Here is a 15,718-nt window from a genome sequence, read left to right on the forward strand (position 1 = left end):
ACATTGACGTGGGGCTTACTGCGTTCAAACTTTTCTTTTGCCACTGTCTTCTTCCTCTAGAATGTCTGCAAATCAGAAATTAATCGTCTTTAGCCACTTTGCTCTTGGCAATCACTTCATCGGCTACGTTACGCGGAGCCTCCGCATAGCCTTTGAACTCCATCGCGTAGGTTGCGCGACCCTGAGTGGCCGAGCGCAGATCCGTCGCATAGCCAAACATCTCCGCAAGAGGTACCTCAGCGTTAACAATCTTGCCGGATACACCTTCTTCCATGCCCTGAATCATGCCGCGACGACGGTTGAGATCACCAACCACGTCACCCATGTTCTCTTCAGGTGTCACAACTTCCACCTTCATGACCGGCTCAAGCAGTACCGCACCGCCCTGCTGCGCCAACTTCTTGGTGGCCATCGAGGCAGCAATTTTAAAGGCCATCTCGTTGGAGTCAACATCGTGGAACGAACCATCGTACAGAGTGGCCTTCAGGCCCAGCAGCGGATAGCCGGCCAGAACACCGTTCTGCATCTGCTCAGAAATACCTTTCTGAACCGCCGGGATGTATTCCTTCGGAACGGCACCACCCACGATTTCGTTGGCAAACTCCAGACCTTCGGCGTCCTCGTCCTGGCCCGGCTCGAACCGGATCCAGACGTGACCGTACTGACCGCGACCACCGGACTGACGAACGAACTTGCCTTCAATTTCGCACTTATTGCGGATGGCTTCACGATAGGCCACCTGCGGCTTACCGATGTTCGCCTCAACCTTGAACTCGCGACGCATACGGTCAACGATGATGTCCAGGTGAAGCTCACCCATACCACCGATGATGGTCTGGCCACTCTCTTCGTCTGTTCTTACGCTGAAGGAGGGGTCTTCCTGAGCCAGTTTGCCCAGAGCCACACCCATCTTCTCCTGGTCAGCCTTGGTTTTCGGCTCAACCGCAACGTGAATTACCGGATCCGGGAATTCCATACGCTCCAGGGTAATGACGTGGTTCGGATCGCACAGAGTGTCACCGGTAGTCACGTCTTTCAGACCTACGGCTGCGGCGATATCACCGGACAGCACTTCCTTGATCTCTTCGCGGTTGTTGGAGTGCATCTGCACCATACGGCCAACACGCTCTTTCTTGCTTTTCACCGGATTGAACACCGAATCACCGGAGTTCAACTTACCGGAGTAAACCCGGAAGAACGTCAGCGTGCCCACGAAGGGGTCGGTAGCGATCTTGAACGCCAGAGCGGCAAACGGCGCATCGTCGTCGGCTTCGCGACTCTCAACGGTATCTTTACCGTCGTCCAGAACACCTTCGATGGCGCGAACCTGGTTCGGAGCCGGCAGGTATTCAATCACGGCGTCAAGCACCGCCTGAACACCCTTGTTTTTAAAGGCTGAACCGCCCAGAACCGGGACAATTTCATTGGCCAGGGTACGAGCGCGAATGCCCGCCTTGATTTCTTCGTTGGTCAAAGAACCTTCTTCCAGGTACTTCTCCATCAACTCTTCATTGGCTTCGGCGGCCGCCTCCATCATGAACTCGCGCATCTCTTCGCACGTTTCTTTCAGGTCGTCCGGAATTTCAGCGTAGTCGAAGCTCATGCCCAGATCGGCTTCATTCCACAGAATGGCTTTCATCTCGATCAGGTCAACAACACCTTTGAACTCTTCTTCGGTGCCGATGGTCATCTGCAGCGGCACGGCATTGGCGCCAAGACGGGTCTTGAGCTGGTCAACTACGCGAGTGAAGTTGGCACCAGTACGGTCCATCTTGTTGACGAACACCATACGAGGTACTTCGTACTTGTTGGCCTGACGCCATACGGTCTCGGTCTGCGGCTGAACACCCGAAGAGCCACACAGCACCACAACTGCGCCATCCAGAACCCGCAGGGAACGCTCTACTTCAATAGTGAAGTCAACGTGCCCGGGAGTATCGATGATGTTGATGCGGTGCTGATCAAACTGCTGGCTCATACCCTGCCAGAAGCAGGTCGTCGCCGCAGAGGTAATAGTAATGCCGCGCTCTTGCTCCTGCTCCATCCAGTCCATGGTAGCCGCGCCATCATGAACCTCACCCACCTTGTGAGACAGGCCGGTGTAGAACAGAACGCGCTCGGTAGTGGTGGTCTTACCGGCGTCTACGTGGGCAACGATACCAATATTGCGGTAGCGTGCGATAGGAGTTTTACGTGCCACGACAGTCTCCCAATTGCTAATTCATTAAAACAGGAAAAGGCAGCCACTTGGCTGCCTCACCCTCTCTATCTATCGGCTTTTCAGGCGACGGCCTTAGAAACGATAGTGCGAGAAGGCCTTGTTGGCCTCGGCCATACGGTGAACATCTTCACGCTTACGGACCGCTGCACCTTTGCCTTGGGAAGCATCGATCAACTCGCCGGCCAGACGCTGGGGCATGGATTTCTCGCTACGACCGCGAGAGAAATCCACCAACCAACGCATTGCCAGAGCAATACGACGGCTCGGGCGGACTTCGACCGGCACCTGATAGGTGGCACCACCCACGCGGCGGGACTTAACTTCCACCAGCGGTGCGATGTTTTCCAGCGCCTCATCGAACACTTCGATGGGGTCACGATTCAGTTTGGACTCAACCGATTCCAGAGCACCGTACACAATACGCTCGGCCACGGACTTCTTGCCGCTGACCATCACGTGGTTCATAAATTTCGCCAGCGTCACATTGCCGTACTTAGGATCCGGCAGAACTTCGCGCTTGGCGACAACTCTTCTTCTTGGCATCTTAAATAGCCTCTCTTCAGGATTTGTCTAAGACTCCGGTCACTGTCCTATCAGGTCAGCGCCGCGCTTAGCCTTACTCGGTTCGCGCCCATGGGGGCGCCGCCGAAAACGCATAACAACCCGGGGAGCCAGATGGCCCGCTCAGGGTTACTTGGGTCGCTTGGTACCGTACTTGGAACGACCCTGCTTACGGTTGTTGACCCCGGAGGTGTCCAGAGAACCGCGCACGGTGTGATAACGCACACCCGGCAAGTCCTTCACTCGGCCACCACGGATCAGAACAACGCTGTGCTCCTGCAAGTTGTGCCCTTCACCACCGATGTAAGAAGACACTTCGAAACCATTGGTCAGGCGCACACGGCAAACCTTACGCAAGGCCGAGTTAGGCTTCTTCGGCGTGGTGGTGTAAACGCGGGTGCAAACGCCGCGCTTCTGAGGGTTGGCTTGCAGAGCGGGAACGTCGCTCTTTTGAACCCTGCGTTTTCTCGGCTTACGAACCAACTGGTTGATCGTTGCCATGAAAATAAACTCCACAAGTATAAAAACGCCTTCCCCTGGAAGGCTTGATTAAAGAGAGCGGTCAAGTCCGCTCCCCACTTTGGAAAAAGCGGGTGGCGCATTGTAATGAGGTCAACCCCCAGCGTCAAGCCAAAGTGCCCCTGAGCGCCTGGCGGGCCCGGCGAAAGCCGACCCGCCCCCACTTTCTGTTAGCTGCTGGACTTCAATGCCTCAGTCAGCGCCGCTTCGACATCTTCAGCGCTCACACCCGAATCCGGGGCATTGAGGGCTGTGTCGCGACGGCGCTTACGCTCGGCATGGTAGGCCAGACCGGTACCGGCCGGGATCAGACGACCCACGACCACGTTCTCTTTCAGACCTGCCAGCACGTCTTTCTTGCCAGTGACAGCCGCTTCGGTAAGTACCCGGGTGGTCTCCTGGAACGATGCTGCCGAGATGAACGACTCGGTCGCCAGAGACGCCTTGGTAATACCCAGCAACAGACGCTCGAACTGGGCCGGCTGACGATCCTCTGCCCGCAGACGCTCGTTTTCTTCCAGAACGGCGCTCAATTCAACCTGTTCACCCTTCACAAAGCTGGAGTCGCCCATTTCGGTGATCTCAACCTTGCGCAGCATCTGACGAACGATGGTCTCAACGTGCTTGTCGTTGATCTTCACGCCCTGCAGACGGTAAACATCCTGAATTTCGTTGGTGATGTAGTGAGCCAGAGCCTCAATACCCTGCAGCCGCAGGATATCGTGCGGATTGCTCGGGCCGTCGGAGACCATTTCGCCCTTCTCGACCTTTTCACCCTCGAACACGTTCAACTGGCGATGCTTCGGGATCAGCACCTCGTAATGCGTGGAACCATCCGGCAACGGCTGGCCGTCCGTCGGGGTAATCACCAGACGACGCTTACCCTTGGTTTCCTTACCGAAGCTGACGGTACCGGAGATTTCCGCCAGAATGGACGGCTCTTTCGGCTTACGCGCTTCGAACAGGTCGGCCACGCGGGGCAGACCACCGGTAATATCCCGGGTCTTGGAGCCTTCCTGCGGGATACGGGCAATAACGTCGCCCACCTGGATGTCATCGTTATCCGCAATACTCAGGATCGACTTGGCCGGCAACAGGTAGTGCGCCGGGGCGTTGGAGTTCGCCTGAATCAGCTCATTACCGGCTTCATCCACCAGGGTCACCGCCGGGCGCAGATCTTTACCGGCCGATGGACGCTCCGCTGGATCCAGAACCTCAATGGAACTCAAGCCGGTCAGCTCATCGGTCTGACGACGAACCGACAGACCATCCTCCATTCCGGAGAAGCGTACCTTACCGGCCACTTCGCTCACGATCGGGTGAGTGTGCGGATCCCACTTGGCAATGATCTGACCACCATCGACCAAATCACCGTCCTTGACCGTAATCAAGGCACCATAAGGAATCTTGTAGCGCTCACGCTCACTGCCGGCGGCATCGGCCACGGCCAACTCACCGGAACGGGATACCGCCACCAGGTGACCGTCTTTGTTGGTCACGACCTTGACGTTGATCAGGCGAACCTTACCTTCCTGCTTCACCTGGACATTGTCAGCCGCGGAGGCCCGGGAGGCCGCACCACCAATGTGGAAGGTCCGCATGGTCAGTTGGGTACCCGGCTCACCAATGGACTGGGCGGCGATAACACCCACCGCTTCACCCTGGTTGACACGGTGCCCACGTGCCAGGTCACGGCCGTAGCACATGGAGCAGACGCCGTTGCGCGAGGCACAGGTCACCGGAGAGCGGACAATCACTTCGTCGATACCCATGGCTTCGACGCGCTCAACCCACGCCTCGTCAATCATGGTGCCAGCGGGCACCAGGATTTCGTCGCTCTCGGGACGAATCACGTCGCGAGCCACAATACGGCCCAGGATACGGTCGCCGAGGGACTCGATGACGTCACCGCCTTCAATCACCGGCGACATCTTCAGGCCTTCATCGGTGCCACAGTCCACGGAGGTGACCACCAGATCCTGGGACACATCCACCAGACGGCGGGTCAGGTAACCGGAGTTGGCGGTTTTCAGAGCCGTATCCGCCAGACCTTTACGGGCACCGTGAGTGGAGATGAAGTACTGCAGTACGTTCAGACCTTCACGGAAGTTGGCGACAATCGGCGTTTCAATGATCGAGCCATCCGGACGGGCCATCAGACCACGCATACCCGCCAGCTGACGAATCTGCGCCGGGGAACCACGAGCGCCCGAGTCGGCGTACATAAAGACCGAGTTGAAAGAGTCCTGCTCTTCTTCCTCGCCTTCTTTGTTGGTCACAAACTCTTTACTGATACCTTCCATCATCGACTTGGCTACCAGGTCGTTGGCCCGGGACCAGATGTCGATGACTTTGTTGTATTTCTCTCCCGCGGTCACCAGACCGGAGGCAAACTGGGTTTCAATTTCCTTAACTTCTTTTTCCGCACGGCCGATGATGCCGGCCTTCTCTTCCGGAATGGTGAAGTCATTCACACCAATGGAGGCACCGGATTTGGTGGAGAAGTCATAACCCATGTACATCAGGCGGTCAGCGAAGATAACGGTCGCTTTCAAGCCCACCACGCGGTAGCAATAGTTGATCACCGCAGAGATGGCCTTTTTCACCATCGGACGGTTGATCTGCTCAAGAGGAATACCCTCAGGGGCAATTTCCCACAGCAGCATACGACCAACGGTGGTATCAACGATGTGAGTTTTCTCCTCACGCTCGCCTTCGGCACCAACCAGCGTCTCGTTCAGGCGCACCTTGACGCGCGCCTGCAGATCAACCTGCTTGGCGTAATAGGCGCGGGACACTTCCGCCACGTCGGAGAACACCATACCCTCGCCCTGAGCGTTAATGCGCTCGCGCGTCATCCAGTACAGGCCCAGAACCACGTCCTGGGACGGTACGATGATCGGGTCACCGGATGCCGGTGACAGGATGTTGTTGGTGGACATCATCAGTGCGCGGGATTCGAGCTGCGCTTCCAAGGTCAGCGGTACGTGTACCGCCATCTGGTCGCCGTCGAAGTCGGCGTTGTAGGCCGCACAGACCAGCGGGTGCAGCTGAATCGCCTTACCTTCAATCAGAACCGGTTCGAACGCCTGAATACCCAGTCGGTGCAGCGTCGGTGCACGGTTCAGCAGAACCGGGTGCTCGCGAATCACTTCGTCCAGAATGTCCCACACCACGGCCTCTTCACGCTCGACCATTTTCTTGGCGGCTTTGATGGTCGTGGCCAGACCGCGCAGCTCCAGCTTGCTGAAGATGAACGGCTTGAACAGCTCCAGAGCCATCTTCTTGGGAAGACCACACTGGTGCAGCTTCAGGGTCGGACCCACAACGATCACCGAACGACCGGAGTAGTCCACACGCTTACCGAGCAGGTTCTGACGGAACCGGCCCTGCTTACCCTTGATCATATCAGCCAGGGATTTCAGCGGGCGCTTGTTGGAGCCGGTGATGGCGCGGCCGCGACGACCGTTATCCAACAGGGCATCCACAGATTCCTGGAGCATGCGCTTTTCGTTGCGCACGATGATGTCCGGCGCGTTGAGATCCAACAGCCGCTTGAGGCGATTGTTGCGGTTGATCACGCGACGATACAGATCGTTCAGATCCGAGGTGGCAAACCGGCCGCCATCCAGCGGAACCAGAGGACGAAGATCCGGCGGCAATACCGGCAGCACCTCCATCACCATCCACTCCGGTTTGTTACCGGAATGAACGAAAGCTTCCAGCAGCTTCAGGCGCTTGGAGAACTTCTTGATCTTGGTTTCGCTGTTGGTGTTCGGAATCTCCTCACGCAGACGATTGACTTCCGCTTCCAGATCGATGTCTTTCATCAGGATCTGGATGGCTTCCGCCCCCATCTTCGCTTCGAACTCGTCACCAAACTCTTCCATCGACTCGAAGTACTGCTCATCGGTGAGCAGCTGGCCACGCTCGAGCGTGGTCATACCCGGGTCGGTGACCACGTAAGATTCAAAGTACAGCACCCGCTCGATATCGCGCAGGGTCATGTCCAGCAGCAAGCCGATGCGGCTGGGCAGAGACTTCAGGAACCAGATGTGGGCAACCGGGCTCGCCAGTTCAATGTGGCCCATACGCTCGCGACGCACCTTGGCCAGCGTGACTTCAACGCCACACTTTTCACAGATGATGCCGCGGTGCTTCATGCGCTTGTACTTGCCGCACAGACACTCGTAGTCTTTCACCGGGCCAAAGATCTTGGCACAGAACAGACCTTCACGCTCTGGCTTGAAGGTACGGTAGTTGATGGTTTCGGGCTTTTTAACTTCCCCGAACGACCAGGATCGAATCATTTCCGGCGAAGCCAGACTGATCCGAATGGAGTCAAATTCTTCGACTTGTCCCTGGGACTTGAGCAAATTCAGTAAGTCTTTCAAGGCGTTTTCTCCAGTAAGCTCTAGTGGGCATCAGTGCGCGGGTTCCGCACAGCGAGGCCGGCTAATCCGGCCCCGCACCTTAAGTGGGTCCAGCGGGCTAGTCGTCTTGCTCCAGCTCCATACTGATCCCGAGCGAGCGAATCTCTTTCACCAACACGTTGAAGGATTCGGGCATACCGGGCTCCATCCGGTGGTCGCCATCCACGATGTTCTTGTACATCTTGGTCCGACCGGCCACATCGTCCGACTTGACGGTCAGCATTTCCTGCAGGGTGTAGGCGGCGCCATAGGCTTCCAGCGCCCAGACCTCCATCTCCCCGAAACGCTGGCCACCGAACTGGGCTTTACCACCCAGCGGCTGCTGAGTAACCAAGCTGTAAGAACCGGTAGAACGCGCGTGCATCTTGTCGTCTACCAGGTGGTTCAGCTTGAGCATGTACATGTAGCCCACAGTCACCGGACGGGTAAACTTGTCGCCGGTCCGGCCGTCGTACAAGGTGAACTGCCCAGAGTCCGGGTAATCCGCCAACTTCAACAGCGCCTTGATTTCATGCTCCTGGGCACCATCGAATACCGGTGTTGCCATCGGCACGCCGCCGGTCAGGTTACGCGCCAACTCCAGAATCTCTTCATCGCTGAACGATGCCAGATCTTCTTTGGTAAGCGAATCACCGGTTTTGTTGTAGATCTCTTCCAGGAAACCACGAATGTCCTTGACGGCTTTCTGCTGCTTGAGCATCTCGTTGATTTTCACACCGAGACCCTTGGCCGCCATACCCAGGTGAGTCTCAAGAATCTGACCCACGTTCATACGCGAGGGCACACCCAGCGGGTTGAGCACGATATCCACCGGCTCGCCCTTGTCGTCGTAGGGCATATCTTCAACCGGCATGATCACCGAGATAACCCCTTTGTTACCGTGACGACCGGCCATCTTGTCACCCGGCTGAATGCGACGCTTGATCGCCAGGTACACCTTGACGATCTTCAGTACGCCCGGCGCCAGGTCGTCACCGGTAGACAGCTTGCGCTTCTTGTCTTCAAAGCGATCGTCCAGGATTTTACGACGCTCGATCAGCTGAGCTTCGGCCGAGTCCAACTGCTCGTTCAGGGCATCTTCCGCCATGCGGATCTTGAACCACTGGTCCTTTTCGAGCTCGTCCAGTTTCTCGTCGGTCAGCACTTCGCCCTTCTTGACGCCTTTACCGGAGGACACTTTCTGTCCCACCAGCGCGGAGCGCAGACGACCGAAGATGGCACGCTCAACAATGCGGTACTCTTCGTTCAGATCCTTGCGAACTTCGTCCAGCTGGTCGCGCTCGATTTCCAGGCTGCGTTGGTCTTTCTCCAGACCGTCGCGGGTGAATACCTGAACGTCAATCACGGTACCTTTGGTACTGGCCGGCACACGCAGGGAGGTATCCTTAACGTCGGACGCCTTTTCACCAAAAATGGCACGCAGCAGCTTTTCTTCCGGTGTCAGCTGGGTTTCACCTTTCGGGGTTACCTTACCGACCAGAATGTCACCGCCGCCCACTTCGGCGCCGATATAAACAATACCGGAATCATCCAGCTTGCTCAGAGCGCTTTCGCCCACGTTGGGAATGTCCGAGGTGATTTCCTCGCTACCCAGCTTGGTATCACGGGCGATACAGGTCAGTTCCTGAATGTGGATACTGGTAAAGCGATCTTCCTGTACAACACGCTCAGAAACCAGAATGGAGTCTTCGAAGTTGTAGCCATTCCAGGGCATGAAGGCGATGCGCATGTTCTGACCCAGGGCCAGCTCACCCATATCCACCGACGGACCGTCAGCGAGAATGTCGCCACGGGCCACGACATCACCCACGTTCACGATGGAGCGCTGATTGATGCAGGTGTTCTGGTTGGAACGGGTGTATTTGATCAGGTTGTAAATATCGACACCGGCGTCGCCTTCTTCGACCTCGTTGTCGTTGACCTTGATCACGATCTTGCCCGCATCCACGCTGTCGACCACACCGCCGTGACGGGCGACCACACAGACACCGGAGTCGGAAGCCACGTTGCGCTCCATGCCGGTACCCACCAGCGGCTTTTCGGCGCGCAGTGTTGGCACCGCCTGACGCTGCATGTTCGAACCCATGAGGGCGCGGTTGGCGTCATCGTGCTCCAGGAACGGAATCAGCGCGGCGGCCACGGATACCACCTGACGCGGAGACACGTCCATCAACTGGACTTCTTCCGGGCTCTTCAGGTTGAATTCGTTCTGGTGACGGACTGAAACCAGTTCCTCACACAGTTTGCCGTTCTTGTCGAGCTTGGCCGAGGCCTGGGCAATGACAAATTCTGACTCGTTGATCGCTGACAGGAACTCAATGTCATCGGTCACCTTGCCATCCACCACCTTGCGGTAGGGGGTTTCAAGGAAACCGTAGCTGTTGGTACGCGAATAGGTCGCCAGAGAGTTGATCAGACCAATGTTCGGACCTTCCGGCGTCTCAATCGGACATACCCGGCCGTAGTGAGTCGGGTGTACGTCGCGCACCTCAAAGCCGGCGCGCTCTCGGGTCAGACCACCGGGGCCCAAGGCCGAGACGCGACGTTTGTGAGTCACTTCCGACAGCGGGTTGTTCTGGTCCATAAACTGGGACAGCTGGGAGGAGCCGAAGAACTCCTTCACCGCCGCTGCCACCGGCTTGGCGTTGATCAGGTCCTGAGGCATCAGGCCTTCGCTCTCGGCCATGGACAGACGTTCCTTAACGGCCCGCTCCACCCGCACCAGACCGACGCGGAACTGGTTTTCGGCCATTTCACCCACGGACCGCACACGACGGTTACCCAGGTGATCGATGTCGTCCACGGTGCCCTGACCGTTACGGATCGAGATCAGCGTCTTCAGAACGTCCACGATGTCATCGTTGGACAGAGTGCCTTCACCGGTTTCGTCTTCGCGACCCAGGCGACGGTTGAACTTCATCCGACCGACGTAAGAAAGGTCGTAGCGTTCCTGAGTGAAGAACAGATTCTGGAACAGCGCTTCGGCCGACTCTTTGGTCGGCGGCTCACCGGGGCGCATCATCCGGTAGATTTCCACCAGCGCTTCCAGCTCGGTGCGAGTGGGATCCAGACGCAGGGTATCGGAGATGAACGGACCGCAGTCCAGTTCGTTGGTGTACAGAGTTTCAATGGTCTCTGCACCCTGCTTTTCCAGAATCGCCAGTACTTCTTCAGTGATCTCGGTATTACACTCGACCAGCAGCTCGCCGGTCTCGTTGTCGATCACATCCCGAGCCAGGGCGCGTCCCAGCAGGTACTCGGGCGGTACGATCATCTCATCAACGCCGGCCTTTTCCAACTGGCGGATATGACGGGCAGTGATCCGGCGGCCTTCCTCAACCAGAACCTTGCCCTTCTTGTCCTTGATGTCAAAAGTGGCCACGTCACCACGCAGGCGCGACGGCACCACTTTGAACAGGAACTGACCGTCCTTACCCACCTGGAAGGTACTGGTGTCGTAAAACATGTCCAGCATTTCCTGGGAGCTGAAGCCCAGTGCGCGCAGCAGAATGGTGGCCGGCAGCTTACGACGGCGGTCAATACGCACATAAACCAGGTCTTTGGGGTCAAACTCGAAGTCCAACCAGGAGCCACGGTAGGGGATTACGCGAGCGGAATACAGCAGCTTACCGGAGGAGTGGGTCTTGCCCTTGTCGTGATCGAAGAAGACACCGGGCGAACGGTGCAGCTGGGATACGATCACGCGCTCGGTACCATTGATGACAAAGGTACCGTTTTCAGTCATCACGGGAATCTCGCCCATGTAGACTTCTTGTTCTTTAATATCCTTGATCGCTTTGTTGGACGAATCGCGATCATAGATCATCAGCCGCACTTTCACGCGCAGCGGCACGGCGTAGGTCACCCCGCGCAGAATACATTCATTAACGTCAAACGCCGCCTTGCCGAGGCTATAGCTCACATACTCAAGCGCCGCGTTGCCGGAATAGCTGACAATGGGGAAAACCGAGCGAAATGCAGCATGCAGACCCATATCGGCCCGCTCTTCGGGGGGGACATCTGCCTGGGCAAATCGTCTGTACGAATCCAGCTGAATTGCCAAAAGGTAAGGAACATCCATAACATGCGGCAATTTGCCGAAGTCCTTACGGATACGTTTTTTCTCAGTGTATGAGTAAGCCATCTGTAATCCCCAGCTTGTTCACGGATCGGGCTGACACCGGGAGAAAATCTCCTCAGGCATCGTTGCTCTACCCTGCACTACCCGGCAAAAACCGTGGTAGGCTAACCATGACGAGGCGCTAAATCAGTGCCTGGTCACTACTTCGGCCGTTACCGACGACCGGAAACGGAAAAAGGCTGGCGGGCAAAAGCCCACCAGCCTCGGTCCAAAAACGCGTTTGGACAGACGAAGCACGAACCCAATTACTTGAGTTCGGCAGAAGCGCCGGCGTCTTCCAGCTTCTTCTTGGCTTCTTCGGCCTCTTCCTTGGAAGCGCCTTCTTTAACCGCCTTCGGTGCGTTCTCAACCATGTCTTTGGCTTCTTTCAGGCCCAGACCGGTGATTTCACGAACCGCTTTAATGACGTTAACTTTCTTCTCGCCAATGCCGGTCAGAACGACGTCGAATTCGGTCTGCTCTTCAGCGGCACCGCCAGCGTCGCCAGCCGGACCAGCAACAACGGCAGCAGCAGCGCTAACGCCGAACTTCTCTTCCATTGCCTCAACCAGCTCGACAACGTCTTTTACGGACATTTCCGCAATCGCTTCGATGATATCTTCTTTAGTTACAGCCATGATGCTATTCCTACAAAATTGAGCAAAGTGCTCGTGGGTTCAGTTGAAGCGCCGAGTACCTCAGGCCGCTTCCTGTTCTTTCGCGTCGCGAACGGCCGCAATAGTGCGGACCAGTTTGCCAGCAGAAGCTTCTTTCATCACGCTCAGCAGTTTCGCCAGGGCTTCTTCGTAAGTCGGCAGAGTAGCCAACATAGAGAAGTCCACTTGCTCGCCTTCAAAGGCGGCCAGCTTGATCTGCAGCTGATCGTTGCTCTTGGCGAACTCCTTGAGGATGCGGGCGCCCGCACCGGGGTGTTCGTTAGAGAAAGCGATCAGGGTAGGACCAACGAAGCTCTCTGTGAGACATTCGTAGTCACTACCGGCGAGCGCGCGACGGGCCAACGTATTGCGAACGACTTTGATCCAAACGCCGTTCTCGCGGGCCTCTTTGCGCAGAGCAGTCATGTCGCTTACGGTAACGCCGCGGGAATCCGCAACTACCGCTGACAGAGCGCTCTTCGCAGCTTCCTGGACTTCTGCGACAATCGCTTTTTTGCCTTCAAGTCCTAATGCCACGGGATTTCTCCTGGGTTTGACAGAGCGGGCCGGAGCCTTCTGTCGTTAACATCCAGTATCAGACCGATAAAGCCTGACACCCTAACTCGGTGATATTCTGTCCTCCGGCAAGCCGGAGCGGGTCCCACCGTCTGCGTAGGCTGCGAGCTGTATTGCTACAGTCTCTGTTATTAAGAACCGACTCAAAAAACAGGCGGCTCACCTACGGTCTTTGACAGCCTGCGCCGAGGCGCAGACCCCAAAGCTCGTTGACCTCAAGGGCGCTTTAGATCGCCAGAGAGGATTGATCAATAACCAGGCCCGGACCCATGGTGGTGCTCAAGGCAATCTTTTTGAGGTACACACCTTTGGCGGTAGAGGGCTTGGATTTTTTCAGGTCATTTACCAGGGCTTCCAGGTTTTCCTTCACGGCCTGAGCGTCGAAAGAAATCTTGCCGATGCCGCCGTGAACGATACCGCCCTTCTCAGCGCGATAGCGAACCTGACCGGCCTTGGCATTCTTGACCGCCGTCGCCACGTCCGGGGTTACGGTACCGGTTTTCGGGTTCGGCATCAGGCCACGGGGACCAAGGATCTGACCCAGCTGACCCACTACGCGCATGGCGTCGGGGCTGGCAACGACCACGTCGAAATCCATCTGACCGGCTTTGACCTGCTCTGCCAGATCTTCCATACCCACGATGTCAGCACCGGCAGCGGTAGCCGCTTCGGCGTTGGCACCCTGGGCGAACACGGCGACGCGTACGTCTTTGCCGGTGCCGTGGGGCAGAGTGGTGGCACCGCGAACAACCTGGTCGGATTTACGCGGATCGACACCCAGATTGATGGAAACGTCAAAGGTTTCCGGGAATTTCACACTGGACAGCTCTTTCAGCAGTGCAACAGCTTCTTCAATGCCGTACTGCTTGTTGGCGTCCACTTTCTCGTTGATGGCGCGCTGACGCTTACTCAATTTAGCCATGTTACACGCCCTCCACTTCAAGACCCATGGCACGGGCAGAACCCGCGATCGTACGCACGGCGGCGTCCATATCGGCAGCGGTCAAATCCGGCTGCTTGGTGGTCGCGATCTCTTCCAGCTGCGCACGAGTGACCTTACCGACCTTATCGGTATTGGGCTTGCCGCTGCCGGATTTGATACCTGCCGCCTTCTTCAGCAGGAATGACGCCGGCGGAGTCTTCATGGTGAAGGTGAAGCTGCGGTCGCTGTAAACGCTGATCACAACCGGCACCGGAGCGCCCGGCTCGATGCTCTGGGTCTGAGCGTTAAACGCCTTACAGAATTCCATGATGTTGACACCGTGCTGACCCAGTGCAGGACCAACCGGCGGACTCGGATTTGCCTTACCCGCTGCAACCTGCAGCTTGATATAGGCCGTTACTTTCTTAGCCATAGTATTTACTCCCCAATTTGGGTGTTAGCGCCTCGAGAATGCCTTGGCAGGGTATTCCGTCGTCGGCTCCCCTCTCCGGATAATTTTTTATCCGGAGACACGAAAACCTCCCTTCACTCTTGAGCGAAGAAAGGTAAAAAAAACGGGCCTTCCTGGCTGACGTCTCCGTCAAAGGTCAGGTTTTTTCAACCTGACCGAACTCCAGCTCAACCGGCGTAGAGCGGCCAAAAATCAGTACCGCAACACGCAGCCGGCTCTTTTCATAATTGACTTCTTCAACCACACCATTGAAGTCATTAAATGGCCCATCAATGACGCGAACCATTTCACCCGGCTCAAAAATCGTTTTCGGCTTGGGCTTTTCAATCGAGTCATCGACGCGCTGAAGAATTGCCTGAGCTTCTTTCTCGGTAATTGGCGCTGGCTGATCAGCCTTACCGCCAATGAACCCCATGACGCGGGGGGTATCTTTCACCAAGTGCCAGGTATCGTCATTCAGCTCCATTTGAACCAGGACGTAACCCGGGAAAAACTTGCGCTCACTTTTGCGCTTCTGGCCGCCACGCATTTCAACAACTTCTTCGGTGGGAACCAGAATCTCACCGAAATAGTCCTGCATGTTGTTGAGATCGACACGCTCCTTCAAAGACGCAGCGACTTTTTTCTCAAATCCGGAATAGGCGTGTACTACATACCAACGTTTAGCCATTTATCACCTACCCAATAATCAGGGATGCAATCCAGCCGAAGAACGTATCCAGCAGCCAGAGAATGATCGACATGACAATCACCACCGCGATCACGATCAGCGTGGTCTGATTGGTTTCCTGTCGGCTCGGCCAAACAACCTTGCGTACTTCGACCATGGATTCACGCAGAAGGCGCCACAAGCCAGCACCTTTCTCCGTCTGCAGAGCAATCAAAATGGCTACCGCAGCAACAACCAGCAAACCCAGCACACGATACAACAGTGGCTCGGCGGAGAAGTGCGAGTTTCCAACAACCCCAACCGCAATAAGACCAAGCACCAGCAGCCACTTCAGTGGATCCATACGGTACTCTTTCGCTTCGGTTTTTGTATTCATAGGCTTGCAGAAACCTTAATGCACTCTCGAAAGATGGCAGGCCAGGAGGGACTCGAACCCCCAACAGCCGGTTTTGGAGACCGGTGCTCTACCAATTGAACTACTGGCCTGTAACTTTTGAAGGGAACAGGGGCCAAACAGCCCCTGCCACAACATCTTCTAACGCTTACTCGATGATCTTAGCGACCACGC

Annotated in this window: 11 protein-coding genes and 1 tRNA gene; all 12 read right to left on the minus strand. The window is 56.4% G+C overall.

The genetic code is table 11. The features are described from left to right. Positions 1 to 79: 79 nt before the first annotated feature. The gene (fusA, locus tag N645_RS0116210; protein WP_024462566.1) at positions 80 to 2,200 is read right to left on the minus strand and encodes an elongation factor G; all 2,121 of its coding nucleotides are present in this window, start codon (positions 2,198 to 2,200) and stop codon (positions 80 to 82) included. A gap of 93 nt (positions 2,201 to 2,293) precedes the next feature. Continuing rightward, positions 2,294 to 2,764 (minus strand): 30S ribosomal protein S7, encoded by a 471-nt coding sequence (rpsG, locus tag N645_RS0116215; protein ID WP_024462567.1) that lies wholly within the window; start codon positions 2,762 to 2,764, stop codon positions 2,294 to 2,296. 147 nt (positions 2,765 to 2,911) lie between these two features. Beyond that, positions 2,912 to 3,283 carry a 30S ribosomal protein S12 gene (gene rpsL / locus N645_RS0116220; RefSeq protein WP_024462568.1) on the minus strand — a complete coding sequence of 124 codons (372 nt, stop codon included), beginning with the start codon at positions 3,281 to 3,283 and terminating at the stop codon, positions 2,912 to 2,914. A gap of 188 nt (positions 3,284 to 3,471) precedes the next feature. Then, complete coding sequence (gene rpoC / locus N645_RS0116225; RefSeq protein ID WP_024462569.1) at positions 3,472 to 7,695, minus strand: DNA-directed RNA polymerase subunit beta'; 4,224 nt, start codon at positions 7,693 to 7,695, stop codon at positions 3,472 to 3,474. A 97-nt stretch (positions 7,696 to 7,792) separates the two neighbouring features. Next, positions 7,793 to 11,878 (minus strand): DNA-directed RNA polymerase subunit beta, encoded by a 4,086-nt coding sequence (gene rpoB, locus N645_RS0116230; protein ID WP_024462570.1) that lies wholly within the window; start codon positions 11,876 to 11,878, stop codon positions 7,793 to 7,795. A gap of 242 nt (positions 11,879 to 12,120) precedes the next feature. Then, positions 12,121 to 12,492, minus strand: coding sequence for a 50S ribosomal protein L7/L12 (gene rplL, locus N645_RS0116235; protein ID WP_024462571.1), 372 nt, complete (start codon positions 12,490 to 12,492; stop codon positions 12,121 to 12,123). A gap of 60 nt (positions 12,493 to 12,552) precedes the next feature. Further along, a complete protein-coding gene (gene rplJ, locus N645_RS0116240) occupies positions 12,553 to 13,047 on the minus strand; it encodes a 50S ribosomal protein L10 (RefSeq protein ID WP_024462572.1) in 495 nt (164 codons plus the stop codon). Between the two features lie 265 nt (positions 13,048 to 13,312). Further along, a complete protein-coding gene (gene rplA, locus N645_RS0116245; protein ID WP_024462573.1) occupies positions 13,313 to 14,008 on the minus strand; it encodes a 50S ribosomal protein L1 in 696 nt (231 codons plus the stop codon). A 1-nt stretch (position 14,009) separates the two neighbouring features. Continuing rightward, positions 14,010 to 14,441, minus strand: coding sequence for a 50S ribosomal protein L11 (gene rplK / locus N645_RS0116250; RefSeq protein ID WP_024462574.1), 432 nt, complete (start codon positions 14,439 to 14,441; stop codon positions 14,010 to 14,012). Between the two features lie 175 nt (positions 14,442 to 14,616). Beyond that, complete coding sequence (gene nusG / locus N645_RS0116255; RefSeq protein WP_024462575.1) at positions 14,617 to 15,150, minus strand: transcription termination/antitermination protein NusG; 534 nt, start codon at positions 15,148 to 15,150, stop codon at positions 14,617 to 14,619. Between the two features lie 7 nt (positions 15,151 to 15,157). Further along, positions 15,158 to 15,526 carry a preprotein translocase subunit SecE gene (secE, locus tag N645_RS0116260; protein ID WP_024462576.1) on the minus strand — a complete coding sequence of 123 codons (369 nt, stop codon included), beginning with the start codon at positions 15,524 to 15,526 and terminating at the stop codon, positions 15,158 to 15,160. Between the two features lie 34 nt (positions 15,527 to 15,560). Continuing rightward, positions 15,561 to 15,636, minus strand: a tRNA-Trp gene (locus tag N645_RS0116265). Positions 15,637 to 15,718: the final 82 nt, after the last annotated feature.

The sequence above is a fragment of the Marinimicrobium sp. LS-A18 genome (assembly GCF_000463525.1).
GTDB classification, from domain to species: Bacteria; Pseudomonadota; Gammaproteobacteria; order Pseudomonadales; family Cellvibrionaceae; genus Marinimicrobium; species Marinimicrobium koreense.

What these genes read in the sequence shown, in the direction of transcription:
- rpsG (WP_024462567.1), bottom strand. Translation starts at nt 2,764, where the DNA reads ATGCCAAGAAGAAGAGTTGTCGCCAAGCGCGAAGTTCTGCCGGATCCT.
- rpsL (WP_024462568.1), bottom strand. Translation starts at nt 3,283, where the DNA reads ATGGCAACGATCAACCAGTTGGTTCGTAAGCCGAGAAAACGCAGGGTT.
- rpoB (WP_024462570.1), bottom strand. Translation starts at nt 11,878, where the DNA reads ATGGCTTACTCATACACTGAGAAAAAACGTATCCGTAAGGACTTCGGC.
- rplL (WP_024462571.1), bottom strand. Translation starts at nt 12,492, where the DNA reads ATGGCTGTAACTAAAGAAGATATCATCGAAGCGATTGCGGAAATGTCC.
- rplA (WP_024462573.1), bottom strand. Translation starts at nt 14,008, where the DNA reads ATGGCTAAATTGAGTAAGCGTCAGCGCGCCATCAACGAGAAAGTGGAC.
- rplK (WP_024462574.1), bottom strand. Translation starts at nt 14,441, where the DNA reads ATGGCTAAGAAAGTAACGGCCTATATCAAGCTGCAGGTTGCAGCGGGT.
- nusG (WP_024462575.1), bottom strand. Translation starts at nt 15,150, where the DNA reads ATGGCTAAACGTTGGTATGTAGTACACGCCTATTCCGGATTTGAGAAA.
- secE (WP_024462576.1), bottom strand. Translation starts at nt 15,526, where the DNA reads ATGAATACAAAAACCGAAGCGAAAGAGTACCGTATGGATCCACTGAAG.